This is a genomic window from Promicromonospora sp. NPDC050249, from assembly GCF_040656015.1.
GTDB lineage: Bacteria > Actinomycetota > Actinomycetes > Actinomycetales > Cellulomonadaceae > Promicromonospora.
Genome location: NZ_JBFAKY010000015.1, coordinates 1 through 25,303, shown reverse-complemented (window position 1 = coordinate 25,303; position 25,303 = coordinate 1). Strand labels below are relative to the sequence as shown.

At 70.7% G+C, this 25,303-nt stretch carries 25 protein-coding genes, 3 tRNA genes and 1 riboswitch; of the genes, 18 read left to right on the top strand and 10 right to left on the bottom strand.

Annotation, left to right across the window (positions count from 1 at the left end):
- Positions 1-27: 27 nt before the first annotated feature.
- Positions 28-429, bottom strand: a complete 402-nt coding sequence (locus tag AB0I32_RS14135) for a helix-turn-helix domain-containing protein (protein WP_357506933.1) — start codon at positions 427-429, stop codon at positions 28-30.
- 27 nt (positions 430-456) lie between these two features.
- Between AB0I32_RS14135 and AB0I32_RS14130 the strand changes: the two genes are divergently transcribed.
- Positions 457-1,038, top strand: coding sequence for a hypothetical protein (locus AB0I32_RS14130; RefSeq protein ID WP_357506931.1), 582 nt, complete (start codon positions 457-459; stop codon positions 1,036-1,038).
- Positions 1,039-1,121: 83 nt separating this feature from the next.
- On the opposite strand, the gene AB0I32_RS14125 is transcribed toward AB0I32_RS14130, so the two are convergent.
- Positions 1,122-2,627 (bottom strand): MFS transporter, encoded by a 1,506-nt coding sequence (locus tag AB0I32_RS14125; protein WP_357506930.1) that lies wholly within the window; start codon positions 2,625-2,627, stop codon positions 1,122-1,124.
- 99 nt (positions 2,628-2,726) lie between these two features.
- On the opposite strand from AB0I32_RS14125, the gene AB0I32_RS14120 reads away from it, so the two are divergent.
- From AB0I32_RS14120 to AB0I32_RS14100, 5 genes are all read left to right on the top strand, one after another.
- Entirely contained in the window at positions 2,727-3,347 is a 621-nt protein-coding gene (locus tag AB0I32_RS14120) for a TetR/AcrR family transcriptional regulator (RefSeq protein WP_357506928.1), read from the top strand.
- Between the two features lie 3 nt (positions 3,348-3,350).
- On the top strand, positions 3,351-4,094 hold the full coding sequence (locus AB0I32_RS14115; RefSeq protein ID WP_357506926.1) for a sulfite exporter TauE/SafE family protein: 744 nt from the start codon (positions 3,351-3,353) through the stop codon (positions 4,092-4,094).
- Positions 4,095-4,179: 85 nt separating this feature from the next.
- Complete coding sequence (locus AB0I32_RS14110) at positions 4,180-4,797, top strand: TetR/AcrR family transcriptional regulator (RefSeq protein ID WP_357506924.1); 618 nt, start codon at positions 4,180-4,182, stop codon at positions 4,795-4,797.
- Entirely contained in the window at positions 4,794-5,960 is a 1,167-nt protein-coding gene (locus AB0I32_RS14105; protein WP_357506922.1) for an FAD-dependent monooxygenase, read from the top strand. The genes AB0I32_RS14110 and AB0I32_RS14105 overlap by 4 nt, the downstream gene beginning before the upstream one ends.
- A gap of 43 nt (positions 5,961-6,003) precedes the next feature.
- Entirely contained in the window at positions 6,004-6,906 is a 903-nt protein-coding gene (locus AB0I32_RS14100; RefSeq protein ID WP_357506920.1) for an HAD family hydrolase, read from the top strand.
- Between the two features lie 7 nt (positions 6,907-6,913).
- Here AB0I32_RS14100 and AB0I32_RS14095 read toward each other — a convergent pair whose 3' ends face one another.
- From AB0I32_RS14095 to AB0I32_RS14085, 3 genes are read right to left on the bottom strand one after another with little or no spacing between them, the layout of a single operon-like run.
- Positions 6,914-7,288: a metalloregulator ArsR/SmtB family transcription factor gene (locus tag AB0I32_RS14095; RefSeq protein ID WP_357506918.1), complete on the bottom strand. Its 375-nt coding sequence runs from the start codon at positions 7,286-7,288 to the stop codon at positions 6,914-6,916.
- Entirely contained in the window at positions 7,285-7,746 is a 462-nt protein-coding gene (locus AB0I32_RS14090) for an SRPBCC domain-containing protein (RefSeq protein ID WP_357506916.1), read from the bottom strand. The genes AB0I32_RS14095 and AB0I32_RS14090 overlap by 4 nt, the downstream gene beginning before the upstream one ends.
- 46 nt (positions 7,747-7,792) lie before the next feature.
- Positions 7,793-8,251, bottom strand: a complete 459-nt coding sequence (locus AB0I32_RS14085) for an SRPBCC domain-containing protein (RefSeq protein WP_357506914.1) — start codon at positions 8,249-8,251, stop codon at positions 7,793-7,795.
- A 204-nt stretch (positions 8,252-8,455) separates the two neighbouring features.
- Here AB0I32_RS14085 and AB0I32_RS14080 point away from each other — a divergent pair, with 204 nt between their 5' ends.
- Positions 8,456-9,946: a glycoside hydrolase family 43 protein gene (locus AB0I32_RS14080; RefSeq protein ID WP_357506912.1), complete on the top strand. Its 1,491-nt coding sequence runs from the start codon at positions 8,456-8,458 to the stop codon at positions 9,944-9,946.
- 67 nt (positions 9,947-10,013) lie between these two features.
- Here the strand turns inward: AB0I32_RS14080 and AB0I32_RS14075 are convergent, their stop codons facing one another.
- Both AB0I32_RS14075 and AB0I32_RS14070 read right to left on the bottom strand, forming a co-directional pair.
- On the bottom strand, positions 10,014-10,877 hold the full coding sequence (locus tag AB0I32_RS14075; RefSeq protein ID WP_357506910.1) for a carbohydrate kinase family protein: 864 nt from the start codon (positions 10,875-10,877) through the stop codon (positions 10,014-10,016).
- Between the two features lie 53 nt (positions 10,878-10,930).
- On the bottom strand, positions 10,931-11,866 hold the full coding sequence (locus tag AB0I32_RS14070; RefSeq protein ID WP_357506908.1) for a sigma-70 family RNA polymerase sigma factor: 936 nt from the start codon (positions 11,864-11,866) through the stop codon (positions 10,931-10,933).
- 96 nt (positions 11,867-11,962) lie between these two features.
- Here AB0I32_RS14070 and AB0I32_RS14065 point away from each other — a divergent pair, with 96 nt between their 5' ends.
- Positions 11,963-12,484 carry a carboxymuconolactone decarboxylase family protein gene (locus AB0I32_RS14065; protein WP_357506906.1) on the top strand — a complete coding sequence of 174 codons (522 nt, stop codon included), beginning with the start codon at positions 11,963-11,965 and terminating at the stop codon, positions 12,482-12,484.
- A gap of 122 nt (positions 12,485-12,606) precedes the next feature.
- On the opposite strand, the gene rarD is transcribed toward AB0I32_RS14065, so the two are convergent.
- Positions 12,607-13,509: an EamA family transporter RarD gene (rarD, locus tag AB0I32_RS14060; RefSeq protein WP_357506904.1), complete on the bottom strand. Its 903-nt coding sequence runs from the start codon at positions 13,507-13,509 to the stop codon at positions 12,607-12,609.
- 127 nt (positions 13,510-13,636) lie between these two features.
- Here rarD and AB0I32_RS14055 point away from each other — a divergent pair.
- The 7 genes from AB0I32_RS14055 (at position 13,637) to AB0I32_RS14025 (ending at position 17,800) form a co-directional block, all read left to right on the top strand.
- A tRNA-Tyr gene (locus tag AB0I32_RS14055) sits at positions 13,637-13,718 on the top strand.
- A 300-nt stretch (positions 13,719-14,018) separates the two neighbouring features.
- Positions 14,019-14,091 (top strand) — tRNA-Thr (locus AB0I32_RS14050).
- A gap of 87 nt (positions 14,092-14,178) precedes the next feature.
- Positions 14,179-14,255 (top strand) — tRNA-Met (locus AB0I32_RS14045).
- 84 nt (positions 14,256-14,339) lie between these two features.
- Positions 14,340-14,510 carry a 50S ribosomal protein L33 gene (rpmG, locus tag AB0I32_RS14040; protein WP_013837798.1) on the top strand — a complete coding sequence of 57 codons (171 nt, stop codon included), beginning with the start codon at positions 14,340-14,342 and terminating at the stop codon, positions 14,508-14,510.
- A 25-nt stretch (positions 14,511-14,535) separates the two neighbouring features.
- Positions 14,536-15,021, top strand: a complete 486-nt coding sequence (locus tag AB0I32_RS14035) for a MaoC family dehydratase N-terminal domain-containing protein (RefSeq protein ID WP_357506902.1) — start codon at positions 14,536-14,538, stop codon at positions 15,019-15,021.
- Positions 15,018-15,440 carry a MaoC/PaaZ C-terminal domain-containing protein gene (locus AB0I32_RS14030; RefSeq protein WP_357506900.1) on the top strand — a complete coding sequence of 141 codons (423 nt, stop codon included), beginning with the start codon at positions 15,018-15,020 and terminating at the stop codon, positions 15,438-15,440. Before AB0I32_RS14035 ends, AB0I32_RS14030 begins: the two co-directional genes overlap by 4 nt.
- Positions 15,441-15,547: 107 nt before the next feature.
- Complete coding sequence (locus AB0I32_RS14025; RefSeq protein WP_357506898.1) at positions 15,548-17,800, top strand: N-acetylmuramoyl-L-alanine amidase; 2,253 nt, start codon at positions 15,548-15,550, stop codon at positions 17,798-17,800.
- 124 nt (positions 17,801-17,924) lie between these two features.
- Here the strand turns inward: AB0I32_RS14025 and AB0I32_RS14020 are convergent, their stop codons facing one another.
- Positions 17,925-19,157 carry a C39 family peptidase gene (locus AB0I32_RS14020; protein ID WP_357506896.1) on the bottom strand — a complete coding sequence of 411 codons (1,233 nt, stop codon included), beginning with the start codon at positions 19,155-19,157 and terminating at the stop codon, positions 17,925-17,927.
- Positions 19,158-19,379: 222 nt separating this feature from the next.
- A riboswitch (TPP riboswitch) is annotated at positions 19,380-19,485 on the top strand.
- Here AB0I32_RS14020 and thiC point away from each other — a divergent pair.
- Positions 19,480-21,267 (top strand): phosphomethylpyrimidine synthase ThiC, encoded by a 1,788-nt coding sequence (gene thiC, locus AB0I32_RS14015; protein ID WP_357506894.1) that lies wholly within the window; start codon positions 19,480-19,482, stop codon positions 21,265-21,267. Its footprint overlaps the riboswitch before it by 6 nt.
- Before the next feature lie 87 nt (positions 21,268-21,354).
- Here thiC and AB0I32_RS14010 read toward each other — a convergent pair whose 3' ends face one another.
- Positions 21,355-22,476 carry a LacI family DNA-binding transcriptional regulator gene (locus tag AB0I32_RS14010; protein ID WP_357506892.1) on the bottom strand — a complete coding sequence of 374 codons (1,122 nt, stop codon included), beginning with the start codon at positions 22,474-22,476 and terminating at the stop codon, positions 21,355-21,357.
- 112 nt (positions 22,477-22,588) lie between these two features.
- Here AB0I32_RS14010 and AB0I32_RS14005 point away from each other — a divergent pair, with 112 nt between their 5' ends.
- Positions 22,589-23,833, top strand: coding sequence for an MFS transporter (locus tag AB0I32_RS14005; protein WP_357506890.1), 1,245 nt, complete (start codon positions 22,589-22,591; stop codon positions 23,831-23,833).
- 157 nt (positions 23,834-23,990) lie between these two features.
- Entirely contained in the window at positions 23,991-25,184 is a 1,194-nt protein-coding gene (locus tag AB0I32_RS14000) for a UDP-N-acetylmuramate dehydrogenase (RefSeq protein WP_357506888.1), read from the top strand.
- Positions 25,185-25,303: the final 119 nt, after the last annotated feature.

Here is a 25,303-nt window from a genome sequence, read left to right as displayed (position 1 = left end):
TTCCGCTACGGAAGATGCAAGTCCGCCCTACGCGATCGAGCCGGCGCAGCCCATCGCCGGGTGCAGCGCGGTCTCGCCCTCGGTGCGCCGCAGGTGAGCCTCGCCCCAGACCCTGACCCCTTCGACGATGGGCAGGACGGAGGCCCCGTAGGGAGTGAGCCGGTAGATGACGGGCGCGGGAACCGGCCCCGTCACCACACGTTCGACGAGTCCGTCGGCCTCGAGCTCACGCAGCTGCTCGGCAAGCACCTTGGGTGTGATGGGCGCACCTCTGCGGCGGAGGCCGGCGAAGTGGGTCTCCCCGTGGGCGAGCCAGTAGAGGAGGGTCAGCTTCCACTTCCCGCCGATGGCGGCGAAAGCCGCCGCCATCGGGCAGCCGGGCAGCGGATTGGGACGAGAGGGGTTACCCGCAGGTGCCTTCTTGTTCACGGCAGTGCTCCGCTCGATAGTCGGACCATGACCATTCCATACCGACGGATCCTGACCGCAGGCCTCTCCGCCCTCATGCTTCTCGCGACGGCGGCATCGGGCACCGCTGCACCGTCCCCCGTGTCATCGACGGTCGCCGATGGTCAACGGGACTTCAACTGGGAGATCGGCACCTGGCGCACCACCGTGCAGGTCCTCGCCGACCCGCTCTCGGAGTCCCCGGACCAATGGCTCGAGTTCGCCGGCACCAGCACGGTGCGGCCGCTCGCGGACCGGCGGGCCAACGTCGTCGAGCTCGACGTGTCGGGGCCGAACGGCCGCATCGAAGCGCTCAATCTGCGACTGTACGAGCCGCAGGCCCAGCGGTGGAGCCTGACCTTCGTCAACCTCCGCGACGGCCTGCTGACCCCGGCGGTCTACGGCGGGTTCCACGACGGCGTCGGCGAGTTCTACGGCGACGACCAGCTGGACGGCCGCCCGATCAAGGTGCGGTTCCTCATCGTCCGCGTGAGCAAGGACGAGGCGAGGTTCGAGCAGGCGTTCTCGGCGGACGGCGGGACGACGTGGGAGACGAACTGGATCGCGGTGGACCGCCGAGTCAAGAGCTGAAAGCCCCTGTCCCGTCGAGTGCTGGATCTTCGCCCCTGACGGGACCGGATCGGGGCGAAGATCCAGCACTCAACGACGCGGTGTCAGGCGACCGGTAGCGGGTCGGGCACGCGCTCGGCCGGGGCGGCAGCCGGGGGTGTCGTCGTGAGCGACAGGCCGTCGCCCCGCCGACGGAACAGCAGTGCCGACAGCACAGCACCCACGGCGAAGAACCCGGCGCCCCACCAGTACGCGGTCGAGTAGCTGGTGATCGCCGCCTGCACGCCGACCGCCGCGGTGACGGGCGCGTGGGCCGCGAGGTAGTCGGCAGCGGCGGTGGCGGCCAGCGTGTTGAGCAGCGCCGTGCCGATCGAGCCACCCACCTGCTGGCTCGTGTTCACCATCGCGGACGCGACGCCGGCGAACTGCCGGTCCACCCCGAGCGTGGCGGTCTGCATCGACGCGGGCATGATCGTGCCCATCGCGAAGCCGATGATCATCAGCGGCACCAGGACGTGCGGTGCGTAGGTGCTCGAGGCGTCCAGGAACGTCAGGAAGAACATCCCGATCGCGCCGAGCGTCATGCCGGTCGGCACCATGAGCTTGGGGCCGAACCGGGGCACGAACAGGTTGGTGCCGAGCTGTGCGGCGAGCACGAGCATCCCGATCATGGGCAGGAACGACAGGCCTGTCTGGATCGGTGAGTACCCGAGCGTGAGCTGCAGGTAGTAGGTGACGAAGAGGAAGATGCCGAACATCCCCGCACCCGCGATCAGTACCGCGAGGTACGCGGCGCCACGGTTGCGGTCGAGGACTATCGAGAGCGGCAGCAGCGGGTGGGCCGCCCCTGCCTGCCAGGCGACGAACGCGGTGAGCAGCACGGCGGCGCCCGCCAGCATGCCCCAGGTCAGGGGCGCGTCCCAGCCGCCGGTCTCGGCGTTCGAGAAGCCGTAGACGAGGCCGAAGAGCGCGCCCGACACGAGCAGCGTTCCCGGGACGTCCAGCCTCGGCCGCGGGCCGGTCCGCGTGACGCGCGGGATGAAGACGAGGGCGCCGACGAGGGCGAACGCGGCGATGAGGACGTTGATGTAGAGGTTCCAGCGCCAGTCGAGCGTCTCCGTCAGGACACCGCCGAGCAGCAGCCCGACGGCGCCACCGGCCCCGGCGATCGCGCCGAAGACGCCGAAGGCGCGGGCGCGTTCCTTCGGGACGGTGAAGGTGGTCGTCAGCACGGCGAGCGCGGTAGGGGCGAGCAGCGCGCCGAACACGCCCTGCAGCGCACGGGCGGCGACCAGCAGCTCGAACGAGCCCGCCGCACCGCCGAGGGCCGAGGCGACAGCGAAGCCGATGAGCCCGATGACGAAGGTGCGCTTGCGGCCGATGAGGTCGGAGAGGCGCCCGCCGAGCAGGAGCAGGCTGGCGAAGGCGAGGGAGTAGGCAGTGATGACCCACTGCCGCTGACCGTCCGTGAAGCCGAGGTCGGCTTGGGCCGACGGGAGCGCGATGTTCACGACTGTCGCGTCGAGCACGACCATGAGCTGTGCGAGCCCGACCACGACGAGCGTGATCCAGCGCCGACGGTCGGTCGCGGGTGTTGAGATATCGGACATGCCGGTCACCATATACGGTACTGAGCAGTTCCGGATATGGCCGGTTCAATAATTAACCCAACGGTAAGGTCGAGTCCGACAGAAAGGAGGGGGACTGCGATGGCGCAGATCGAGCAGGCCGAGGTGAAGCCCCGGCTCGGGCGCAAGAGGGACCACACCCGCGACCCCGAGATCCTGGACGTCGCGCTCGACGTCCTGGCGGAGACCGGCTACGACGGGATGACCATCGAGATGGTCGCGACGCGCGCCAAGGCGGGCAAGGCGACGCTCTACCGGCGGTGGCCGTCCAAGTCCGAGCTGGTGCTCGACGCAGTCGCCTGCATGAAGGGCAGGGACCTCGACCTCGACAGCCTGCCCGACACCGGGACGCTCCGCGGTGACCTGGTGGCGATGATCAAGCCGCCGAGCATCCGCGAGAGTGAACGCAAGCTCAAGGTGATGGCCGGGATCGTCTCCATGATCGCCCGCAACCCCGAGATGGCAGCCGCTGCGCACGAGGCGCTGGTCGAACCCCGCGCGGCCGTCAACCGCATCTTCTTCCAGCGCGCGATCGACAGGGGCGAGATCCCGGCGGACGTCGACGTCGAGAAGCTCTGCATGATCGGCCCGGCGCTGGCCGCGTACCGGGTGCTCATGCTGCGCAAGCCTGTCGACCGGGAGTTCCTGCTCTCGAACATCGACGGGGTGATCCTGCCCGCCGTCGGGCTGCGAGCCGCCTGAGCCGTGCACCTGGACGGCGGGATCCTCCTCGGCGCCCTCTTCGGGCTGATCTTCGTGAGCGCGGTACTGCAGTCGCTGTCGGGGTTCGGGTTCGCGCTGCTGAGCGCCCCGCTGCTCGCCGCGACCATCGGGGGCGCTGAGGCGGTCTCGACGATCATCATCACCGGCACCGTCTGCGACGTCGCGATCCTCGCGATGCGGCGCAGCGTGCCGCGCCCGGTCGCCCGCGAGGTGTGGGCGCTGGCCGGCTGGTCGGTGCCGGGCATGCTGGCCGGTGCCTGGCTGCTCGCCTGGTTGCCGGCGTCCGGCCTCCAGATCTTCGTGGCCTGCGTGGTGATCGGCGCGGTGGTCCTGCGGCTGCGCTCGCGGGAGCGGGGTGTCGTCGTCCGGCCCGCCTGGGCTGTGCCTGCCGGACTTCTCTCGGGTGCGCTGAGCACCTCGACCTCGCTCGGCGGCCCGCCGAGCGTCTACTACCTGGTCCACCGGGACCTGAAGCCGTACGCGATGCGCGACACGCTCGTCACGGTCTCGCTCGTGCGCCTCCCGCTGAGCGTCGCGTCGCTGGTGCTCGCCGGGACGTGGGAGACGTACGAGTACTGGCTGCCCCTCGTCGGCGCCGCGCTGCTGGGCCAGCTGGTGGGGTCGAGGGCGTTTCACGCCTTCGGTAGCTCGCGGTACGAGCGCGTGGTCCTCTGCCTGCTCGTCGCGTCGGCGCTCGTGTCGGTGGCGGCGCTGGCGATGGCCTGACGGCGGGGGCACCGGACCTTGTGCATCGGCGCACGTCGGCGCTATGTTTGGTCAGTCGTCCAAGACGATCGACCAAGGAGCGCGGATGCCGGGCCAGACCAACGCCGAGCGCGGACGTGAGGTGCGCGAGCGGCTGCTGACCGCCGCACGAGAGCTCATCGCCGAGGTGGGCTGGAGCGGCGTGAGCACGCGGGTGCTGGCCGAGCGTGCTGGTGTGCGGTACGGGCTCGTGCACTACCACTTCGAGTCGCTCCAGGCGCTGCTGCGTCAGGCCACGCTGGAGGCGATGGCCGACATGCTCGACGGCACCGCCGCCCTGCTGGGCGAGGCCGCGAGCCCGGCCGACGGCGTCGAGGCGATGCTGACGGAGCTCGACCGCTACAACGGCTCCGACCCTGCTTCGCTGCTCTTCGTCGAGGGCTACCTCGCCGCCACCCGGGACGACGAGTTGCACGCACGCATGGGCGAGCTCGTGGCGAGGTTCCGGACCGCACTCACCACATCCTTCGCCGACGCCGGGCATCAGTCACCGGACGCGGCAGCACGGCTGGTCATGGCCGTCTTCGACGGGTTCATCCTGCACAAGGGGCTGGATCCGGAGCTGACGGGCACCCGGATCGCGCCCCTGCTGCGCACGCTCACCGGCCCGGCGCCACGTCCGGCATCCGCGACCCCCGCCGAACCGAACGGAGCGCAACGATGAGAGCAGTGATCAGCGGCGCTGGGATCGCAGGCCTCGCCCTGGCCAACCGTCTGCACCACCACGGCTGGGACGTGCACGTCGTCGATCGCGCGCCCGGTCCACGCGCCCAGGGCTACATGATCGACTTCTTCGGTCCGGGGTTCGAGGCGATCACCGCGATGGGCCTGGAGCCGAGACTGCGTGAGCTCGCGAGCCCCGTCCAGGAGTTCAGCTATATCGACGACCGCGGCCGCACCACCGTGAGCGTCGACTACGTCCTCTTCGCCAAGGCGGTCGACGGCGGCATGGTCAGCATCATGCGACCGGCGCTCGAACGGCTGCTCCGCGAATCGACGGCGGGCGCGATCGACCTGCGTTACGGCACCGCTGTCGACCGGATCGCCGACGGAGCCGTCGGGCTCTCCGACGCCACGACCCTGGACGCCGACCTGATCGTCGGGGCCGACGGCGTGCACTCCGGCGTCCGCTCGCTGACGTTCGGCGCCGAACGTGACGACCTCCGCTACCTCGGCATGCAGACCGGCGCGTTCGTGTTCACCGATCCGACGGCGTTCGAGCAGGTCCGCGGCCGGTTCGTGCTCACGGAGACGCTCAACCGCCAGCTGGGCTTCTACGGGCTCGACGACGGCCGCGTCGCCGTCTTCACGGTGTTCCGCACCGACGACCGGGCGTTGCCCGACGATCCGCGCGCAGTGCTCCGCCGTACGTTCACCGGCATGGGTGACCTGGCTGACAGGGCCCTCGCCCAGTGCCCGCCGTCCGACGAGATCTACTACGACCACGTGGCCCAGATCGACACGCCGCGCTGGACCGACGGGCGGGTGGTGCTCGTGGGTGATGCCGCCCACGCGGTTTCGCTGGTCGCCGGCCAGGGCGCGTCTCTCGGCGTCGCGGGCGCGTACGTGCTGGCCGAACGTCTCCAGGCCGCGTCATCGGTGCCTGAAGGGCTCGCCGACTACGAACGGCGCTGGCGCCCGGTCGTCGCCGACGTCCAGGAGGCGGCTCGGGACCGTGTCACCGAATGGTTCGTGCCGACGCGGATGGCGACCCTGCTCCTGCGCCGGTGGGGGTTCCGCGCCATGAGGCTGCCCGGCCTCGACCGCATCCTCGTCGGCCCGTTGTTCCCCAAGGGCCACCGTTCGGTGGCCGAGCTCAGCGCGTGATCCCGGTCCGCCAAGAGCGGTAACCTGTGGTCGCCCCCAGGAGGTGGTCAGCACGGACATCAGCTCGACAGGCCTGCCCCGCGTGGTCGCCACCGATCTCGACGGGACGCTGCTGCGCAGCGACGGCAAGGTCTCCGATCGCACCCGTAAGGTCCTCGCGGACCTGGACGCGGCCGGCGTCGAGGTGGTCTTCGTGACCGCCCGCCCACCGCGCTGGCTCACCCACCTCGCCGACACCGTCGGCGGCCACGGCCGCGTCATCTGCATCGGTGGGGCGTGCGTGCTGGATCTCGCCTCCGGCGAGACCCTCGACACCTGCGGGTTCGACGACGACGCCGTACGCGCCGTGGTGACCGGGATCCGCGCCGCGCTGCCGCACGCAGCACTCGCCTTCGAGCGGCCCGACGGCGTCACGTTCGACCCGCACTACCCGAACCGCGAGCCGGCGCTCGACCCAGCACTCTGGTCGGTACCGGTCGAGGACACGCTCGGCGCCGTCGGCACGCCCGGGCCGGTGTCGAAGATCCTCGCGCTCGACCCCGCCTACATCCCGCCACCCGGCATCCTCCTCGACCCGCCGGAGGAGATCCGGCTCGCGCAGGAGCAGTTCTTCGCCGCGGTCCGGGGCGCCGTCGGGCCGCACGCGCAGCTCGCGTACTCGGGCGCGGTCGGCCTGGCCGAGCTCATGCCGCCCGGCGTCGACAAGGCGGCCGCCCTGGCGCGCTGGTGCGCACGGCTCGGCGTCGACGCCTCCGACGTCTGGGCCTTCGGCGACATGCCCAACGACCTGCCGATGCTTATGTGGGCGGGCCGCGGCATCGCCGTCGCGAACGCCCACCGGGACGTGCTGGCGAGCGCGGACGCCGTCGTCGGGCACCACGACGCCGACGGCGTGGCCGAAGAGCTGGCGTCCGCACTGGACGGAGCTCTCCGGCCACGCCGGTGAGTGCGACTCAGGGGGACGGCTCCCCGCCGTCGCCGGTCCCGGCCGCACCGGTGGCCTCGCGCTGGATGCGTTCGGCGATGCGACGGATGCGGCCGAGGCGGCCGTCCCAGGCCGTGCCGACCTCGACGAGCTGCCCGACGGCGCGGGCGAGCTGCTCCTGGTCGACCCGGTACAGCTTCTCCCGGCCGGCCGTCGTGCCGTGCACCAGACCGGCCTGGTCGAGCACGCCGAGGTGCTTCGCCACGGCCTGGCGGGTCACGGGTAGCCGCTCGCTCAGGCTCGTCGCCGTCCCGTGACCGTCGCTCAGCAGCAGGTCGATCAGGCGCCGACGGGTAGGGTCCCCGATCGCCGACCAGAGGTCGTCGTCCACCGCCAGGCTCATGTGCGCGCGCCCACCGTCGCGGCGTACGCGCGGAGCCTCGGCAGGAAGTGGTCCCAGCCGGAGCTGTGGTCGGCGTGCTCGGCGGCGGCCTTCGCCTCGTCCCAGCCGCGCTCGCGGAAGCCGCTCTCGGTGAACTTCAGGAGGGTGCCACCGCCCGAGGGCACCAGCTCGAAGACGACCAGGTTCGAGTTTCCCGGCGCGGCCACCTCTCCCTCCTCGTGGGTCCAGCGGAACGAGAAGTGCGTGTACGGCACTGCGTCGGCGACCGTGAGCTGAGCCTTGTGGCCGTCCTGGGTGAGATCCCCGAAGCCGACCCAGCCCGGCTTCCCTGGCTCGGGGCCGAACTCCGCCTCGTCGGACCACCACTCCCGCACGTGCTCGGGATTGCTCACCACGTCGAAGACGACCTCCGGTGAGGCCTCGATGTAGATCTCTCGCTCGATCGTGCCGTACTCCATCGCCGACCAGCCTCTCGTCGTGTCCGGGTCCAAGAAGACCACGTTGTCAGTGCCAGTTGCTGATCTGCACGTCGTGCGGCGACGGCTCACCCGTGCCGGTCTCGACGAACCGCTTGAGGCTCATCAGGAAGGTGGCCCACTTGGTGCTGCAGTGGTTCATGAACTCGACCGGCTCCTTCCAGCCGGTGTGGCCGAACAGCACGATCGTGAACCCGTCCTCCTCCTTGAGGTCGAAGTGGATGTGCGTGCCGATCCACTCGTCAGGCCCTGCGGTGACCAGCCAGTCCACCGACCCCGCCGGGTCGAGCTCCGTGATCTCGAGCTCGAAGGCGCCGAGCCGCTTCCCGGCCTCGTCGTTGAAGGTGGTCGTCAGCGTGCTGCCGACCGTCCCCTCACCCGTCGTGTCCTTCGTCCACCAGCTTGCGACGCCGTGGGGCGTGGCGATCGCCTCGTAGACCTTCTCGAGCGGTGCCAGCGCGCCGACCCGGTGCAGGATGTCGACCATCTCGGTTCCTCCAGTGTCGTGTAGTGCAACCTTTGGTTGCGAGTGACTCTATGACGCCGGATCGCATCACGCAACCTTCGGTTGCACAATCCTCTGGAGACGGTTTCGGCCAAGTCTGTGTGAGCGCTAACATCAGCCAGTTCGTGCATGACACGGCGGGCGATGAAGCCCGTCTGCCACACAAGGTCCTCGAAGGAGAGAACCATGAGAAGCTCACCCATGACCGCGCCCGTCATCGCACTCCCGCGACGCACGATGACGGCGACCATCGCGATGCTCGTCACCGTGGCCCTGCTGACCAGCGCGTGGGTCGTCGCGACGGCACAGCGTGCGGCCGCCCTCGACCCGTTCACCGGCTATCTGATGGCTCACTTCACCGGCGAGTCCACCAGCGGTGAGCAGATCTACCTGGCCCACAGCACCGACGGCCTGAACTGGAGCGACCTGAACAACGGTGCCCCGGTGGTGGTCTCCACCGTCGGCACCCGCGGCGTCCGCGATCCCGCGATCGTCCGTTCACCGCAGGGTGACAAGTACTGGATCATCGCGACCGACCTGCGCATCGCGAGCGGCACGTCGTGGTCCGACGCCGCCAACCGGGGCAGCAAGTCGCTCGTCGTCTGGGAGTCCACCAACCTGGTGGACTGGTCCGAGCCGCGTCTCGTCGACGTCGCCGGCGGTATCCCGGGCGCGGGCAACGCCTGGGCGCCTGAGGCGATCTACGACCCAGCCACCGGCGACTACGTCGTGTACTGGGCCACGAACGCCGCCCGCGACGGCGTCACCAAGCACCGCATCTACTACTCGCGCACCCGGGACTTCCGGACCTTCAGCACCGCGCAGCTCTACATCGACCGCCCCAGCAGCACGCAGGGCATCATCGACACCCAGATCGTCGAGTCGCCGACGAGCGTGGGCGGCTTCCGGTACTACCGCGCCTCCGCCGACGGCCACATCACGATCGAGGGCAGCAACTCGATCCTCGGCACGTGGACCACCATCGGAAACCTGTCCCACATGGGCATCTCCAACGGCACGGGCGGCGGGAACGTCGTCGAGGGCCCCATGTGGATGCCGTTCAACAACGGGTCGTCCTGGGCGCTGTGGCTCGACCAGTACGCCACCGGACGCGGCTACATGCCCATCCGTTCGACCAATCTCGGCAGCACCCAGAACTTCCAGACGGTGAGCTCCTACAACCTGGGTAGCACGCGGAAGCGGCACGGATCGATCCTGCAGATCACTGCGGCCGAGCAGAGCCGGGTTCTCGCGCGCTGGGGCAGCACGGCGGTCAGCCGGGTCCAGTCCTACAACTTCCAGGACCGGTACCTGCGGCACACGAACTACGACGTCCGCATCGACCCCAACGTCTCGCCGGCCCAGGACGGCCAGTGGCGGATCGTCCCAGGCCTGGCCGGCACCGGCACCGTCTCGTTCCAATCGGTGAACCACCCCGACCACTACCTGCGGCACTGGGACTACGACCTCAGGCTGGAGCGCTACGACAGCACATCGACCTTCCGGTCCGATGCCAGCTTCAAGGCCGTCCCCGGTCTGGCCTCGTCCTCGTGGACCTCGTACCAGTCGTACAACTACCCCGACCGGTACCTCCGGCACTGGGGCTACGTCCTGCGGATCGACACCATCGCCGACGCGAACGGGCGCGCGGACGCGACCTTCCGCGTGGTGAGCTGACCCCCTGACCTTTGTTGTGAGCGCGGCCGATGCGCCTACATGACCTTGCTGGCTGCAACGGTCGCGTTCACAACAGGGATTGCTCGTCGAGGAGCGGGGACAGGTGGGCCGTCGTCAGGGCGCGGACGGCCTGGCGCGTGCCGGCCCGGAGGCATTCCGCGGTGCCCGCGCCGGCGAGACCGGCGGCGAAGAACCCGGCGAAGAACGCGTCGCCCGCACCGTTCGTGTCGACGACGTCGACGGGCTCGGCGGGGCACTCGTACCAGCCCTCGGCGGTACGCGCGACGGCGCCTCGTGCTCCGAGGGTGCACACCACCGTGCTCGCACCCCGCTCCAGCAGGGACGTCATGAGGGCCCGGTGGTCGTCCGTGCCGTCGTCGTTGAGGAAGACGTACGAGCACGCGTCGGCGAACGGCCGGTGGAACTCGGCCACGCCGTCGTAGTCGTGCAGGTCGGTCCAGAGCGTCGCCCCGCTCGCCACGGCGGCGGGAAGCAGGCTCAGCCCGACGGCGCTCAGGTCCAGCACCACGTGCTCGGCGGCGGCCACCCGATCCAGAGCCACGGCGTCGGGCCCGGGCGAGGCCGCGGGTGTGGCGAGGTAGATCGAGAGGCGCTCGCCGGCGTCGGTCATCAGGTTCAGGTGCTGCTCCGAGGGCCCGGCGACCCGGCGGCCGAGGATCTCGGCACCCCGCGCACGCCCGAGCGCCGCCAGGATCAGGTCGCCCTCCGGATCGGTCCCGACGTCGGCGGCGAGCGTGCTCGCGACCCCGAGATCTGCGAGGTGCAGGACCTTGCCCGCGCTCGTGCCGCCCAGCGTCCGCACCGCGCCACGCGCGAACACGGTGTGCGGCCTGGGGTCGGGCAGCTGATCGAGCCGGACCAGCGTGTTCCACGCCGCCGGTCCGGCCACCACTGTGCGAGGTGCGTCCATGCGCACACCCTGCCATCCGGCACCCACACCGCCGTCGACACAGCCGCGGACGGTCAGCCCAGCAGCTCCACACCCAGCACGGCGATGGCGGCCGGGTCGCCCACCAGGTCGACGGAGGCGATGCGACCGTCGTGCACGACCACCGCGAACACGGCGCGCGGCGTGCCGCCCGGTGCCCACGTGAACCCGACGGACCCACCGACGAGCGCCGGCACGGCGCCTCCCGCCCGTCCCCGGAACGACTCCGCGACCGCCGCGGCCCCGCGCACCTCGCGCGCCAGCAGGGGAGCGCCCTTGTCGGCGGACGCCGCCGCCGTCTCGACGGCGGACTGGTCGGCCCGCAGGACCACGTCCGGTGCGAGCACGGCCAGCAGACCCGCGAGGTCACCCGTGCGGGACGCCGTGAGGAACGCCTCGACCACCTGCCGGTCGGTCCGGGTCTCCGCGGCGGTCCGGGAGCCGGCCCCGGCGGCGTCCTGGGCCGCCGCACCGGACTGCACCCGCCGTCGTCCACGGCTCGCGAGCTGACGTGACGCGGCGACCGAGCGGCCCAGCACCGGGGCGATCTGCTCGTAGGGGACGGCGAACAGGTCGTGCAGCACGAACGCCAGGCGTTCGGCCGGGTCGAGGCTCTGCAGCACGATCTGCATGGCCAGCCCGACGACGTCGGCGAGCTCGGCCTCCTGTGCGGGGTCAGGGGCGTCGTCGTGGGGGAGCTCGGGCCCGGGGTCGTCGGGCAGGCCGGACGGCAGCGGTGCCTCACGACGGGTCGACCGGGAGCGGAGCATGTCGAGGCAGATCCGGCCGGTGACGGTGGTCAGCCAGGCGGCGAGGTTGTCGATCTCGGCGTCGCCGGTGCGGTTCAGGCGCAGCCAGGCCTCCTGCAGCGCGTCGTCGGCGTCGTCGGGGTTGCCGAGCATCCGGTACGCGACCGCACGCAGGCGGGGTCGGTGCTGCTCGAAGGCGGTGGCGAGCTCGTCGGGGTTCATCCGTCACATCCTCGTTCTCGGGGTCGTCAGGAGTGTGACGGCGCGCAGGGCGCCGATGTGACCGGCCGGCACCCCGGCCATGACGAGAGGGCCACGATGACCACCGAGACCACCACGCACGACTTCGCCCCCGAGGCGTCCACGACCCCGCACCTGCGGACGCTGACCTCCCGGATGACGAGCCCGGCGATCCTCGTGCCGGGCGCGGTGAAGCACCTGGCCGCGCTGGGGCAGCTGGTCCACGGGCAGGGCGTCCCGGCGACCACGCTCGAGCTGGTGCACCTCCGCGCCAGCCAGATCAACGGCTGCGGCTGGTGCATCGACTACGGGATGCGGCAGGCGCGCAAGGCCGGCGAGTCGGAGGACCGCCTCGCCTCGGTCTCCGCCTGGCGCGAGTCGCCGTACCTGTCCGAGGCCGAGTGCGCGGCGCTCGAGCTGGCGGAGGCCGTGACGCGGCTCGCCGACAGCCCGGACCCGGTGCCCGACGCCGTCTGGGCGCGGGCGTCGGAGCACTACGACGAGCAGGGGCTCGCCGCGCTGGTGCTCTACGTCGGGGTGACCAACCTCTACAACCGCCTCAACGTGACGACCCGCCAGGTAACCGGCACCGGCTACTGAGCAACCCCGTTCGTCGAGCCACCCGCTGGTCGAGCCACCCGCTGGTCGAGCCACCCGCTGGTCGAGCCACCCGTTGGTCGAGCTTGTCGAGACCCGCCAAGCCCGGCCAACGGCCGGCCGGATCAGTCCAGCCCCGGCCGCGGCGTCCGCCGAGCCTGCCGGATCCCGTCCACGGTGAGCAGCGCCAGCGCCACCCACACCAGCACGAACCCGGCCCAGCGCGCTGCGGGCATGTGCTCGCCGAACACGAGCAGCCCCACCAGGAACTGGAGGGCGGGAGCCAGGTACTGCAGCATCCCGACCACGGACAGCGGCAGACGCCGCGCCGCAGCGCTGAACATGAGCAGGGGCAGGGCGGTGATCACACCCGTCGACATGAGCAGCAGCGAGTGGCCGGCGCCGTGCCCGACGAACGTCCCGGAGCTGCCGAGCCACAGGAGGTAGGCGAGCGCGAACGGCGTCGCCACCGCCGTCTCTACGGCGAGGCCGGGCAGCGCAGCGACGGTGCGGCCCACGCGGTTCTTCGCGAGCCCGTACAGACCGAACGACAGTGCGAGGCACAGCGAGATCCAGGGCAGGCCGCCCAGCCCGGTGGACAGCACGACCACCGACGCGGCACCGAAGCCGATCGCGATCCACTGCGCGGGCCGCAGCCGTTCCCGGAGCACGAGCACGCCGAGCAGCACGGTGACGATCGGGTTGATGAAGTAGCCGAGGGCGGCGTCGAGCACGCGGTCGCTGAGCACGGCGTACACGTACACGCCCCAGTTGACGACGATCAGCGCGGCCGCGACGGCGAACGTGCCCAGGATGCGCGGCGAACGCAGGGCGGTGCGGAAGTCACCCAGCTGGCGCAGCACGGCGAGCGCGATCAGGCAGAAGAGCAGGCTCCACACGATGCGGTGCGCCACGATCTCCAGGGCACCGGCGGGCTGCAGCAGCGGGAAGAACAGCGGCATGCCGCCCCAGGCCAGGTAGGCCCCGACGCCGAGGGGCAGACCCCAGCGATCTTGTTGTTGTGTCACGCCGTCACGATAGGTCCCCGCTCGTCGGCCCGGATCACGGCGAGCCCTGTGGGGCGCGTCACCAGGCCGAGGCCTCTTTTCGATTTCTCCCGGCGGCCGGTTGGGGGCTATGGTTGGACCCGTTCGCGGCGGATTACCCGAGCGGCCAAAGGGGGCTGACTGTAAATCAGCTGGCACAGCCTACGGGGGTTCGAATCCCTCATCCGCCACCGCGACGAGCAGGGCGTCATCCTCAGGGATGGCGCCCTGTTCTCGTTCCCGGCCGACTTCGGTCCCTTGCCGCGCCTCGTCCGTGACTTCGGTCGGTCGCGCCGAGATCGGTCAATCGAACGACCGATCTCGGCGCAAACGACCGATCTCACCGGGTCCGCCCACCAACGGACCGATGTCGGTGCAGCCGCTCAAGGCTGTCCACGGCGCGCGCCACCAGGGCTCCTGGGCGACGCGGCACAACTCACACCCGATTCGATTTCACGCCAGGCCGGAGGGCATGTAGAGTCTTCCTCGCCGCCCCGATAGCTCAGTCGGCAGAGCGTCTCCATGGTAAGGAGAAGGTCAAGGGTTCGATTCCCTTTCGGGGCTCTGTGATCGACGCGGGGTCGTCCGTTTCCCTCAGCAGTGATACTGGTGAGGGAACAACGGCGGACGGCCTCGCGTTCAGTCACGCGCGGCGGGGTAGCTCAGCTGGTCAGAGCGCACGACTCATAATCGTGAGGTCGCGGGTTCGAGCCCCGCCCTCGCTACCAAGCAAGTACATCCGTTCGGCGTCCCTATGCCGGACGACGAGAAGACACATGGCGCCTCCCTCTCGAGGCGCGGAGGTGAGAGCCATGGCAAGCAAGAGTGCGGATGTCCGCCCGAAGATCACGCTCGCATGCGTGGACTGCAAGGAGCGGAACTACATCACCAAGAAGAACCGTCGTAACGACCCCGACCGCCTGGAGCTGGCGAAGTTCTGCCCGCGCTGTGGCAAGCACACGTCGCACCGCGAGACTCGCTGAGTCTCGGTAGCAGGCTCACACCGACGTGGCGAACGCTGACTTCGAGGGCCGGGTCTACCCGGCCAACGCTCCCTACTCCGTAGGCCGCGAGAAGATCCGCGAGTTCGCCAGTGCCGTCGGTGCCACGCACCCCGCGCACCACGATCTCGTGGCGGCGCGGGGTTCTGGCTATCAGGACCTGGTCGCCCCACCGACGTTCGCCGTCATCGTCGCGCAGCGCGCGGAGTCGCAGTACATCAGCGACCCCGAGGCCGACATCGACTTCTCCCGCGTGGTGCATGCGGACGAGCGCTTCACGCACCACCGCCCGATCGTCGCAGGTGACGAGCTGACGACGGTGCTGCACGTGGACCGGGTCGTCTCCCGCGGGGCCATCAGCATGGTGACCACCCGCTGCGAGATCTACGCGATCCCGGAGAGCATCGAGGTGCCGTCCCCCGAGGCCGACAGCCTCGGTGAGCCCGTCGCCACCGTCACGTCCACGCTGGCGATCCGAGGTGCTGACGCATGAGCCGCCCCGACATCGCCGACCTCGCAGTGGGCGACGTGATCGGCACGCGCGCGGTCACCTTCGACCGCGCGGCCCTCGTCCGCTACGCGGGTGCGAGCGGCGACCTCAACCCGATCCACTGGAACGACAAGTTCGCAGTGGGAGCGGGCCTGCCCGGCGTGATCGCGCACGGCATGCTCACCATGGGCACCGTCGTCGACCTGGTCTCGGACTGGGCGGGCGACCCGGGCGCCGTCGTCGACTACCAGACGCGGTTCACCAAGCCGGTAGAGGTCCCCAACCCCGGCAGTGCGTCGATCGACGTCACGGGCACCATCGGCGTGATCGACATCGAGGCAGGCACCGTCCGCGTCGACCTTGCCGTCACGGTCGACGGTGCAAAGGTCCTTGGCCGCACCCAGGTGCTCGTCCGCCTCTGACGCCCCGGCGTCCCGGTTTCAGAATTTAACCCGCAGGTCTTTCCGTGCGCTCCCGGATCGGGTGTGATTCTCTCGTCCCCATGTACGGCCGACGAGAGGATCTCCGCGTGACGTCACGACGGCGCAGCACAGCCCTGGCCGCAGCTGCCGGGCTGCTTCTTCCACTCATACCGCTCTCGGCGGCCGATGCGGCCCCGGCGGCCGTGCCCGACGGCGGTGTGGTCGCGTGCGCCGCCGTCCTTGCCGCGGGCTCGCTCGACGAGGCGTTCTCGGCGGCGGCCGAGGCCACCGGAGTGCCGCAGGACCTCCTCAAGGCCGTGTCCTACATGGAGTCGCGCTGGGACCAGCATGCCGGCCAGGCCAGCGCCGACGGCGGCTACGGCGTGTTCAACCTCGCGGGCGACCACGGGCCCGGCCACGCGCACGGCGACGGACTCCCGCTGTCGGACGTCAACGACAAGGAGGGCCCGGCGCGCGAGGGTACCCCAGAGCTCGTCCGGGCGGCCGAGCTCACCGGCCTCAGCGAGGAGACCCTGAAGTCCGAGGCACAGGCCAACGTGTGCGGCGGTGCAGCCCTGCTCGCGTCGTACCAGGCCCAGGCGATACGCGACGGTGCCGTCGAGGCCGAGCCGGCCGGGACAACGTCGGACAGCCTGGGGGAGTGGGAGAACGCGGTGTCCCGCATGAGTGACGTCGAGGGTTTCGCTACACGGGTGTACACAATCCTCAGGGAGGGCGCGGGCGCTACCACCCCCTCCGACGGCGCGGTGATCCTCACGGGTAACCGGGACGTCGTCGTGCCGCGGGCCTCCAGCGCGAGCGACCCGGAGGCCGACTGCCCCGAGGACCTGGGCTGCGAGTGGCTGCCCGCGCCGTACGCGAAGGACTCCCCGGACCTGCCCGACAACACCGGGAGCTACGGCAACCACGACCAGGCCGACCGCACCGGCGCGGGCGGGCCGTCGCTCGACTACATCCTGATCCATGACACCGAGACGGCCTACCAGCCGTCGGTCAACCTGGTGCTGGACCAGTCCTACCTGGCCTGGAACTACACGCTGCGGTCTTCGGACGGGCACGTCGCGAACCACCTCGACCCGGCCGACATCGGCTGGCACGCGGGCAACTGGTTCTTGAACATGCACTCGATAGGCCTGGAGCACGAGGGCTGGGCCGGTACGGGCGCCTGGTACACGGAGGCGATGTACCAGGCGTCGGCGGACCTGGTCCGGCACCTGGCGGCGGAGCACGACATCCCGCTCGACCGGGCGCACATCATCGGGCACGACCAGGTGCCGGGCACCCTGCCGGGGTCCACCAAGAACGTGCACTGGGACCCGGGCCCCTACTGGGACTGGGACCACTACTTCGAGCTGCTCGGTGCCCCGATCGGCGGTGACCTGGAGGCGACGACGAACGTCGCGCCCGGCGACGTGGTCGAGGTGCGCACCGGGTACGCCGACAACCCGAACACGGTGACGGGCTGCGAGGAGGCGTCGCCGGGCTCGGGCGCGTGCGTAACGGGCGCCGGGACGAACTTCCGGTACCTGCACCAGTCGCCGTCGGCCGACGCGCCGCTCGCGAAGGACCCGGGCTGGAAGCCGGACGGATCGAACGGGACCACGTACGCGAGCGACGTGAGCGCGCGCGTGCAGTCGGGGCACAAGCTCGTCGTCGACCAGGTCGAGGGCGACTGGCTGGGCGTGTGGTGGGCCGGATCGCTGGCCTGGCTGCACAATCCTGCCGAGCGCCCGGTGGTGGTGCCTGCGACGGCGAAGACCGTCACCGTCGCGGGCGACGCCCCGGCGCCGGTCTTCGGCAGGGCCTACCCGGAGGTGGCGGCCTACGAGGAGTACCCGGGCGTCCCGGTGCAGCCGGTCACGCCGATCGAGTACACGGTCGGGGTGGGCCAGACGTACGCGGTGGCCGACGACCACGTCGCGTCCGACTACTACCGGGCCGCCACGTTCGACGGCACGGGGCCGGGCGACCGCACGGTGGTGCGGGGCGACGACGTGTACTACCAGCTCTGGCTGGCGCACCGGTACGTCTTCGTCAACGCGGCGGACGTCGAGATCCACGACCCCGTGGTGGCGGACGTGACCGGGCCGAGCATCGAGGGCCGGGCCAAGCCGGGGAAGGTCCTGCGTGCGGACGCCGGCACGTACCTGCCGGGCGAGGTCGACGTGGAGTACCGCTGGCTGCGCGACGGCGAGCCGGTGCGCTGGGCGAAGGGTGACCGGTACCTGGTGACGGGCCTCGACCAGGGCGCTGAGCTCACCGTGCAGGTGACGGTCTCCGCGGACGGCTACACGTCGGCGACGTACACCTCTGAGCCGAAGCAGGTCCCGCCGAGGTAGGTAGAACCAGGGCGGGATAGAACTGGCGGGATAGAACTGCAGCGAAGTAGAACCCGAGCGCCAAGCCCTGGTCCTGCTTCGCTGCCGTTCTATCTCGCCACAGTTCTACCTCGGCGGGATGGGGTTACCAGTTCTGCGTGACGCCCGGCATGTTGGCCGGCAGCTTCACGTTCTTCGGGTGGTAGACGTACGTGACGCCGTCGGTCGACGTCTGCCATACGCGCTCGAAGTTCTCGCGCGTGTAGACCTGTCGCACTTCCTCGTTGCTGGCCTTGTTCGGGTCGTTGATGATCGGGTCACCGTCCGCGGTGAACCCGATCAGCACGACGAGGTGCCCGGGGGTGCTGTAACCGGCCTCGGGCATCTCCGCCTCGTCGAAGTTGAGCGAGACGGTGAGCGGGATACCCGCCTCGATGAACTTCTCGGCCTCCGCGAGGGAGCGCAGCCGGGTCACGAACGACTTCAGCCCGAACCTGTGGGCGTAGGCGGCGTTGAACGGCCAGTTCCCCGCACCCTCGTACGCGTAGTCCCAGGTGTTCATCGCGGCGTAGTCGACCTGCGGGTCGCCGTTGGGAGCGACGATGTCCTCCAGCTCCTCGGCAGGCACCTCGCGTCCGTAGGAGTAGATCACCATCGTGGACGACGTCGGCGAGCACCACACCTGGCCGCCGCCACCGAACTCGGGGTACTCGCCGCGGTGGATGTTCTGGCTGTACTGCGGCACGTCGAGCGATACCTCGCGCCCGAGCGTGAAGTCGCTGGTTCCCGTGTAGTGCTCGTCGGGCAGGTTCTCGTTGGTCATGGTGCTCACCGACGCCAGGCGCGGCGAGGTCCTGGCGCCCTCGGGCCGGTACAGCCGGGCCCGGGTCTGGAACGCGTCCGGCTCGAAGCCCGCCCTCGCGACGAACGTGTCGGTGAACAGGGCCGCGTCGGTGTCGCCCTGGCCGTTCAGGGAGGTGCGGTGGATGTCGCCGACGCGCCCGTCGGCCGGCGCGAACTCGTCGCCTGACGCCCAGCGGCCCATCACGAACCACTTGGTCCATGTCCCGTCGGCCTTACGGCCGCGGAACTCCACCTCGACCCAGGTGCCCGTGGGGGTGTCCGCGTTCCAGGACGGAACGGCCTGCTTGATCGGGTACCCGGTCTCGACGACGGGCGAGGTCCACGTGCCGGTCTCGTACGTGACGGGCGTGCCGTCGCCGAACGGGTCCGTGTAGTCCACGAGGTCGCCTCCGCGGGGCAGGAAGAGCCCGCCGTGGACGTCGAACCGCAGTCCGTCGCGTTCGCCCGCGAGCAGCTCCCGGCGCCCCTCCCAGGAGGTCAGGGTGATCTGGTTGTCCGAAGCCGTAGGGCTCACCTCAGCTCCCGCCGCTGACACCGCACCCGCCACGATCCCTGTCTGGACCACGAGTGCCCCCGCAGCCGCCAACGCGAACGCCCTCGTTCGCAGGTTGTTCCGTACCGGCATTCCAGCCTCCATGTCCCGGGCTCGCTGCTGGGGTGAGCGAGCCGTCCGGCCTTGCTTATCACGGTCGGCGGCGGGGCAGAAGGAAAGTGCCGGACAGTGCTAACCTCGGCGGCGATCCCACGGGTGCCTCACGCAGGGGCTGAGATCGGGCTGTACGGCCCGGGACCGTTGAACCTGTCCGGTTAACACCGGCGTAGGAAGCAGGAGTCTCATGATGGAGAAGTCCCAGTCCCGCACGCTCGCCTACCAGTACGAGCGCGACCACGAGCACGACGGCGGGTCCAGCACACCGCAGGACGACACCGGTCTCCGGGTGCCGGTCACGGAGATCACGCTGGCGCCGTCGCCCGACGGCGCCCCCAACGAGCCGGTCCGCGTCTACCGCACGCAGGGCCCCGGTTCCGACCCGGTCCGCGGCCTCCCGCCGGCCCGCGAACCCTGGGTCGTGGCGCGCGGAGACACCGAGGAGTACGACGGCCGCGACCGGGCACTGGCCGACGACGGGCGCGGCGCGCTGCGCCGCGGTGCGGCCAGCCAGGAGTGGCAGGGTGAACGACGTCGGCCCCGCCGGGCGCTCCCCGGCCGGACCGTCACCCAGATGCACTACGCGCGCCAGGGCGTGATCACGCCCGAGATGCGGTTCGTCGCGGTGCGCGAGGGCTGCGACGTCGAGCTGGTGCGCAGCGAGGTGGCCGCGGGCCGGGCGATCATCCCGAACAACGTGAACCACCCGGAGTCGGAGCCGATGATCATCGGCAGGGCGTTCCTCGTGAAGGTCAACGCGAACATCGGCAACTCCGCCGTCCACAGCTCCATCGCGGAGGAGGTGGAAAAGCTCGAGTGGGCCACCAAGTGGGGCGCCGACACCGTCATGGACCTGTCCACGGGCGACGACATCCACACCACGCGGGAATGGCTCATGCGGAACTCGCCGGTGCCCATCGGCACCGTGCCGATCTACCAGGCCCTCGAGAAGGTCAACGGCGACGCCAGCGCGCTGACCTGGGAGATCTACCGCGACACCGTGATCGAGCAGTGCGAGCAGGGCGTCGACTACATGACGGTGCACGCCGGCGTGCTGCTGCGGTACGTGCCGCTCACCGCCGACCGGGTCACGGGCATCGTCTCGCGCGGCGGGTCGATCCTCGCCGGCTGGTGCCTGGCGCACCACCAGGAGAACTTCCTCTACACGCACTTCGACGAGCTCTGCGAGATCTTCGCCCGGTACGACGTCGCCTTCTCCCTCGGCGACGGCCTGCGGCCCGGATCGCTCGCCGACGCGAACGACGCCGCGCAGTTCGCCGAGCTCGACACGCTCGCCGAGCTGACGAAGCGGGCCTGGGCCTACGACGTCCAGGTGATGGTCGAGGGACCCGGACACGTCCCCTTCCACCTGGTGCGCGAGAACGTGGAGCGGCAGCAGGAGCTCTGCGACGGCGCCCCGTTCTACACGCTCGGCCCGCTCGTGACCGACATCGCGCCCGGCTACGACCACATCACCTCAGCGATCGGCGCCACCGAGATCGCCCGGTACGGCACCGCGATGCTCTGCTACGTCACGCCCAAGGAGCACCTCGGCCTGCCGAACCGCGACGACGTCCGCACCGGCGTGGTGACCTACAAGATCGCCGCGCACGCCGCCGACGTCGCCAAGGGCCACACCGGCGCCCGCGACCGCGACGACGCCCTGTCCAAGGCCCGCTTCGAGTTCCGCTGGCGGGACCAGTTCAACCTGTCGCTCGACCCGGAGCTCGCGGAGTCGTACCACGACGAGACCCTTCCGGCCGAGGCTGCGAAGACCGCGCACTTCTGCTCGATGTGCGGGCCCAAGTTCTGCTCGATGCGGATCTCGCAGGACATCCGCGACGAGTTCGGCGGGGCGCAGAACCAGGCGGCGCTCGCGGACGCGGCGGCCGCGGAGGGTATGGCACAGAAGTCCGCGGAGTTCCGCGAGTCGGGCGGCGAGGTCTACCTCCCGGAGCCCAGGCTCCGCGCCTGACACCCGCCCCCGACAGGTCCGCGAAGTAGAGCGCATGTCCGGACAGTTGCTCTACTTCGCGGACCTGTGGGGACGGGCCGCGGAGGGTCAGGTCAGGTCGGGCACCGGGCCCGTGGTCGTGCCCTCGACCAGGCTCACGGGCAGCATCACCGACGGGGGGTCCTCGCCGGCCAGCAGCGCGATGACGGCCAGACCGAGCGCGCGGCCCTTCTCGACGAGCGGCTGATGCACGCTGGTCAGCACGTCGGGGGAGAGCCACGGCAGGTCGAGGCCGTCGAACCCCGCTACCGAAACGTCCTCGGGAACCCGCAGCCCGAGCTCGCGGGCGGCGATCACGGCACCGGCGGCGAGCAGGTCGGAGTGGGCGATGATCGCCGTCGGACGGTCCCGGGCGGGCGCCCACTCGGAGAGGATCTCGGTGGCGGCGTCGCGGCCGTGCTCCACGAGCGAGGCGGGCGTCTCCCACGAGATGACGGGCTCGATGACGTCCCGCACGCCGGCCAGCCGGTTGCGCGTCGGCGTGCGCTCGGCGGACGCGAGCCGATCCGCGTCGACCAGCCCGGACCGCTCGTCCCGCCCGAACGGCAGCGTGATCTCCGCGATCCGCGTGTGCCCGAGCTCGACGAGGTGTCGCACCGCGTCGGCGGCGCCGCGCCGGTCCTCGACGCCCACCACCGGCACGCCGGACACCTCCTGTCCCTCACCGACCACGACGGGCACGCCGCGCCGCTGCAGCGCGGCAAGGTTCGGGTCGTCCTTCATGGTGCCCCAGACGAGCACCGCGACGTCCATCGCGGCGGCCTCGACCAGCGGGTCGACGGCGGGCGGCAGCCCCGCTTCGGCGGCGAGCCCCATGGACTGCGTGGTGGCGCCCTGCGGCATACCGGGCACGAGCAGCACACCGAGGCCCTGCTCACCGATCGCGGAGACCAGGCCGTGCAGCACCTGGGTGGAGACGGGGTCGCGGAACGACCTGCCGAGCTGGTCACCGATCACCACACCGACGATCCCGGACCGTCCCGAGCGGAGCTGCCGCCCCAGCGGGTTGGGACCGGAGTACTCGAGCTCGCGTGCGGCGGCCAGCACCTTCTCCCGGGTCTCCGGGGTGATCGGTCCGGCGCCGGAGAAGGCGAGCGACGCGGTGGAGACGGAGACACCGGCCAGCTCGGCGACCCTCGCGAGGGTCGGTCGTACGGTCTGGCGGCTCATCGCGGGTTCCTTGTCTCTCACTCGGCACCAGTGGTGCGGGGCCCAGGAATCTGCTGGGCTGGTCCCAGATTGTGGCTTACGGTCGGGAGATTCAATCGCACCAAGGAGTTCAGTGCCTACTGCACACGCCGCCGCTCGTGCGGTCTTCGTCGTCTTCGCCGCCAGTGGGTTCGCCTTCGCGAGCTGGGCATCACGTCTTCCGGCCGTCCGGGACGGGCTGGCCTTCTCCGAGCAGGAGATGGGTCTGCTGCTGCTCACGGGGTCCGTCGGCTCCGTCGCGGCCATCCCGCTGTCAGGCCTGGTCGCCGAGCGTTTCGGCACTGCGAGGACGGTGGTCACCTTCGCGAGCGTCGTGGTGGTGGGGCTGGTGGTGGCCGGGTACGGCGTCGTGGCCGACGCGCACCTCGCGGTGCGACTCGGGCTGATCCTGTTCGGCGTGGGCGCCGGCGTCTGGGACGCCGCGATGAACCTCGAGGGCGCGGCGGTGGAGCAGCGCCTCGGCCGTGCGGTCATGCCGATCTTCCACGCCGGGTTCTCGTTCGGAACGGTGATCGGCGCTGGGATCGGCGCTCTCGTGGCCACGATGGGGGTCCCGGTGATCTGGCACATCGTGACGGCAGGGGCCGTGGCTCTTCTTTCGGTGCTGATCGCGGTCCGCTACTTCTCGCCGAGCGTCGTCTCGGCCGCTGTGCCCCACGGCGTGCCCACCGCCGAGGTGGGGAGCGCGGACGGCGCCGACCCGGGAGCAGTGACCCCGCCGACGTCGGGCCTGGCGGGGCTTCTCGCCGCCTGGCGGGAGCCGCGCACGCTGGCGATCGGGCTCGTCGTGCTGGCCGCAGCCCTCACGGAGGGCGTGGCCAACGACTGGGTAGGCCTCGCGGTGGTGGACGGGTTCGGTACGTCGGACGGGATGGGGGCCGTGGGTCTCGCCGTCTTCCTGACCGCCATGACCACCGCTCGGCTCGCGGGGACAGGAGCCATCGACCGGTTCGGACGGGTGCCGGTGCTCGTGCTCTCCGCGTTGCTGGCGTTCGTGGGCGTGCTGATGTTCGCGCTGGTCCCGGTCCTGTGGGTGGCCCTGATCGGCGTCGGCCTGTGGGGTCTGGGTGCGGCGATGGGTTTCCCGATGGGGATGAGCGCGGCGTCCGACGAGCCGAAGCGGGCCGCCATGCGGGTGGCCGCGGTCTCGACCATCGCCTACACGGCGTTCTTCGTGGGGCCGCCGCTCATCGGCTTCGTCGCGCACGCCACGGGCTACCGGCTCGCGGTCCTCGTGCTGCTCGTCCCCATGGTGCTGGGTCTGGTCGTCGCCCGGTCGGTCCGGCCGCTGCCCACTGCGGCCGGTGTGAAGAGGTAGTGCAGGGAGACGGGCCCTCGGCTTCGGCGCTGGGGCCCGCCAGGACGAGCAAGGAACACGTCCGCCGACACCAAAAGGTTCCAGAATTGGCAGACATCACCCACGGCATGTCGAAGATGTGCACAAATCCAACGCGACAGGTAGATAGGCTTGCACGGTGAGCCCATACCCGGCAGACACCGTCCAGGCGCAAGCGGTGGCCCCAAGCCTCGCCGACCTCACCACACTCCGCGTGGGTGGCCCGGCAGCCTCGTTCGTCGAGGCCGAGGAAGAGGCTGCACTGATCGAGGCGGTGAGCACCGCCGACGATGACGGTGTGCCGCTGCTGGTCGTGGGTGGCGGCTCCAACCTGCTGGTGGCTGACGAAGGTTTTGACGGTCTCGTCGTGCGGGACACCCGCAGCGGCATCGCCGTCGAGTCGGACGACTCCTGTGGCGGCGCCGTGGTGAGCGCCCCGGCCGGCCAGAACTGGGACGAGCTCGTGGAGCGCGCCGTCACAGAGGGCTGGGTGGGTGTCGAGTCCCTGTCGGGCATCCCCGGGACGGTGGGCGCGGCCCCGGTGCAGAACATCGGCGCGTACGGCCAGGAGCTCTCCGGCGTGGTCTCGCTGGTCCGTACCTGGGACAGGGGCGAGCGGCGGGTGCGCACCTTCTCCGTCGGGCAGCTGGACTTCGGGTACCGCACGTCGCTGCTCAAGCGTTCGATGCACAGCGAGGGCCGGGACGAGGACCCGCGTGCTCCCTGGTACCCGTCGCCGCGCTACGTGGTGCTGGACGTGCAGTTCCAGTTCCGCCTCGGCACCCTGTCGGCGCCCGTGGGCTACGGCGAGCTGGCCCGTCGTCTGGGCGTCGAGGTGGGGCAGCGCGCCCCGATGCGGGAGGTCCGCGACACCGTGCTGGGACTGCGTGGTGGCAAGGGCATGCTGCTCGATCGCCCGCCCTTCGGCGCGGAGCCGGACCACGACCGCTGGAACTCCGGATCGTTCTTCACCAATCCGGTGATCCCCGTCGAGCACCTCGCGCACCTGCCCGAGGACGCCCCTCGGTACCCGGTCCGTTCGTCGACGCCGGAGACCAGCACGGGCCCCAGCCTCGGCGCGATCGACCCGACGCTCGTCAAGACCAGTGCCGCCTGGCTCATCGAGCGGGCCGGCTTCGGCAAGGGTTTCGGCCTGGCGGGGGAGCGCAGCCCGGCGCGGCTGTCGACCAAGCACACGCTCGCGATGACCAACCGTGGCGGCGCCCGGGCCGAGGACGTCGTGGCCCTCGCCCGTGCGGTGCGCGACGGGGTTCGCGACCGGTTCGGCGTGACCCTGGTCCCGGAGACGGTGATGGTAGGCGTCTCCCTCTGACCCTTCTGCCGAAGTAGAGCGTCTCGTCGGGGGGCGACGGTCCGGCTTCGGACCGGTCCGTTTTTGCTGGGCACTGGGACTCCTCGTGATCGTGACTCGTGTGTGTCGGGGCTTGAAAG

Excerpts from the sequence above, each read along its gene's own strand:
- AB0I32_RS14105 (WP_357506922.1), top strand. The coding sequence starts at position 4,794 with ATGAGAGCAGTGATCAGCGGCGCTGGGATCGCAGGCCTCGCCCTGGCC.
- rpmG (WP_013837798.1), top strand. The coding sequence starts at position 14,340 with ATGGCAAGCAAGAGTGCGGATGTCCGCCCGAAGATCACGCTCGCATGC.
- AB0I32_RS14130 (WP_357506931.1), top strand. The coding sequence starts at position 457 with ATGACCATTCCATACCGACGGATCCTGACCGCAGGCCTCTCCGCCCTC.
- AB0I32_RS14085 (WP_357506914.1), bottom strand. The coding sequence starts at position 8,251 with ATGGTCGACATCCTGCACCGGGTCGGCGCGCTGGCACCGCTCGAGAAG.
- AB0I32_RS14030 (WP_357506900.1), top strand. The coding sequence starts at position 15,018 with ATGAGCCGCCCCGACATCGCCGACCTCGCAGTGGGCGACGTGATCGGC.
- AB0I32_RS14070 (WP_357506908.1), bottom strand. The coding sequence starts at position 11,866 with ATGAACCCCGACGAGCTCGCCACCGCCTTCGAGCAGCACCGACCCCGC.
- AB0I32_RS14125 (WP_357506930.1), bottom strand. The coding sequence starts at position 2,627 with ATGTCCGATATCTCAACACCCGCGACCGACCGTCGGCGCTGGATCACG.
- AB0I32_RS14075 (WP_357506910.1), bottom strand. The coding sequence starts at position 10,877 with ATGGACGCACCTCGCACAGTGGTGGCCGGACCGGCGGCGTGGAACACG.
- AB0I32_RS14090 (WP_357506916.1), bottom strand. The coding sequence starts at position 7,746 with ATGGAGTACGGCACGATCGAGCGAGAGATCTACATCGAGGCCTCACCG.
- AB0I32_RS14095 (WP_357506918.1), bottom strand. The coding sequence starts at position 7,288 with ATGAGCCTGGCGGTGGACGACGACCTCTGGTCGGCGATCGGGGACCCT.
- AB0I32_RS14065 (WP_357506906.1), top strand. The coding sequence starts at position 11,963 with ATGACCACCGAGACCACCACGCACGACTTCGCCCCCGAGGCGTCCACG.
- AB0I32_RS14010 (WP_357506892.1), bottom strand. The coding sequence starts at position 22,476 with ATGAGCCGCCAGACCGTACGACCGACCCTCGCGAGGGTCGCCGAGCTG.
- thiC (WP_357506894.1), top strand. The coding sequence starts at position 19,480 with ATGATGGAGAAGTCCCAGTCCCGCACGCTCGCCTACCAGTACGAGCGC.
- AB0I32_RS14110 (WP_357506924.1), top strand. The coding sequence starts at position 4,180 with ATGCCGGGCCAGACCAACGCCGAGCGCGGACGTGAGGTGCGCGAGCGG.
- AB0I32_RS14080 (WP_357506912.1), top strand. The coding sequence starts at position 8,456 with ATGAGAAGCTCACCCATGACCGCGCCCGTCATCGCACTCCCGCGACGC.
- AB0I32_RS14120 (WP_357506928.1), top strand. The coding sequence starts at position 2,727 with ATGGCGCAGATCGAGCAGGCCGAGGTGAAGCCCCGGCTCGGGCGCAAG.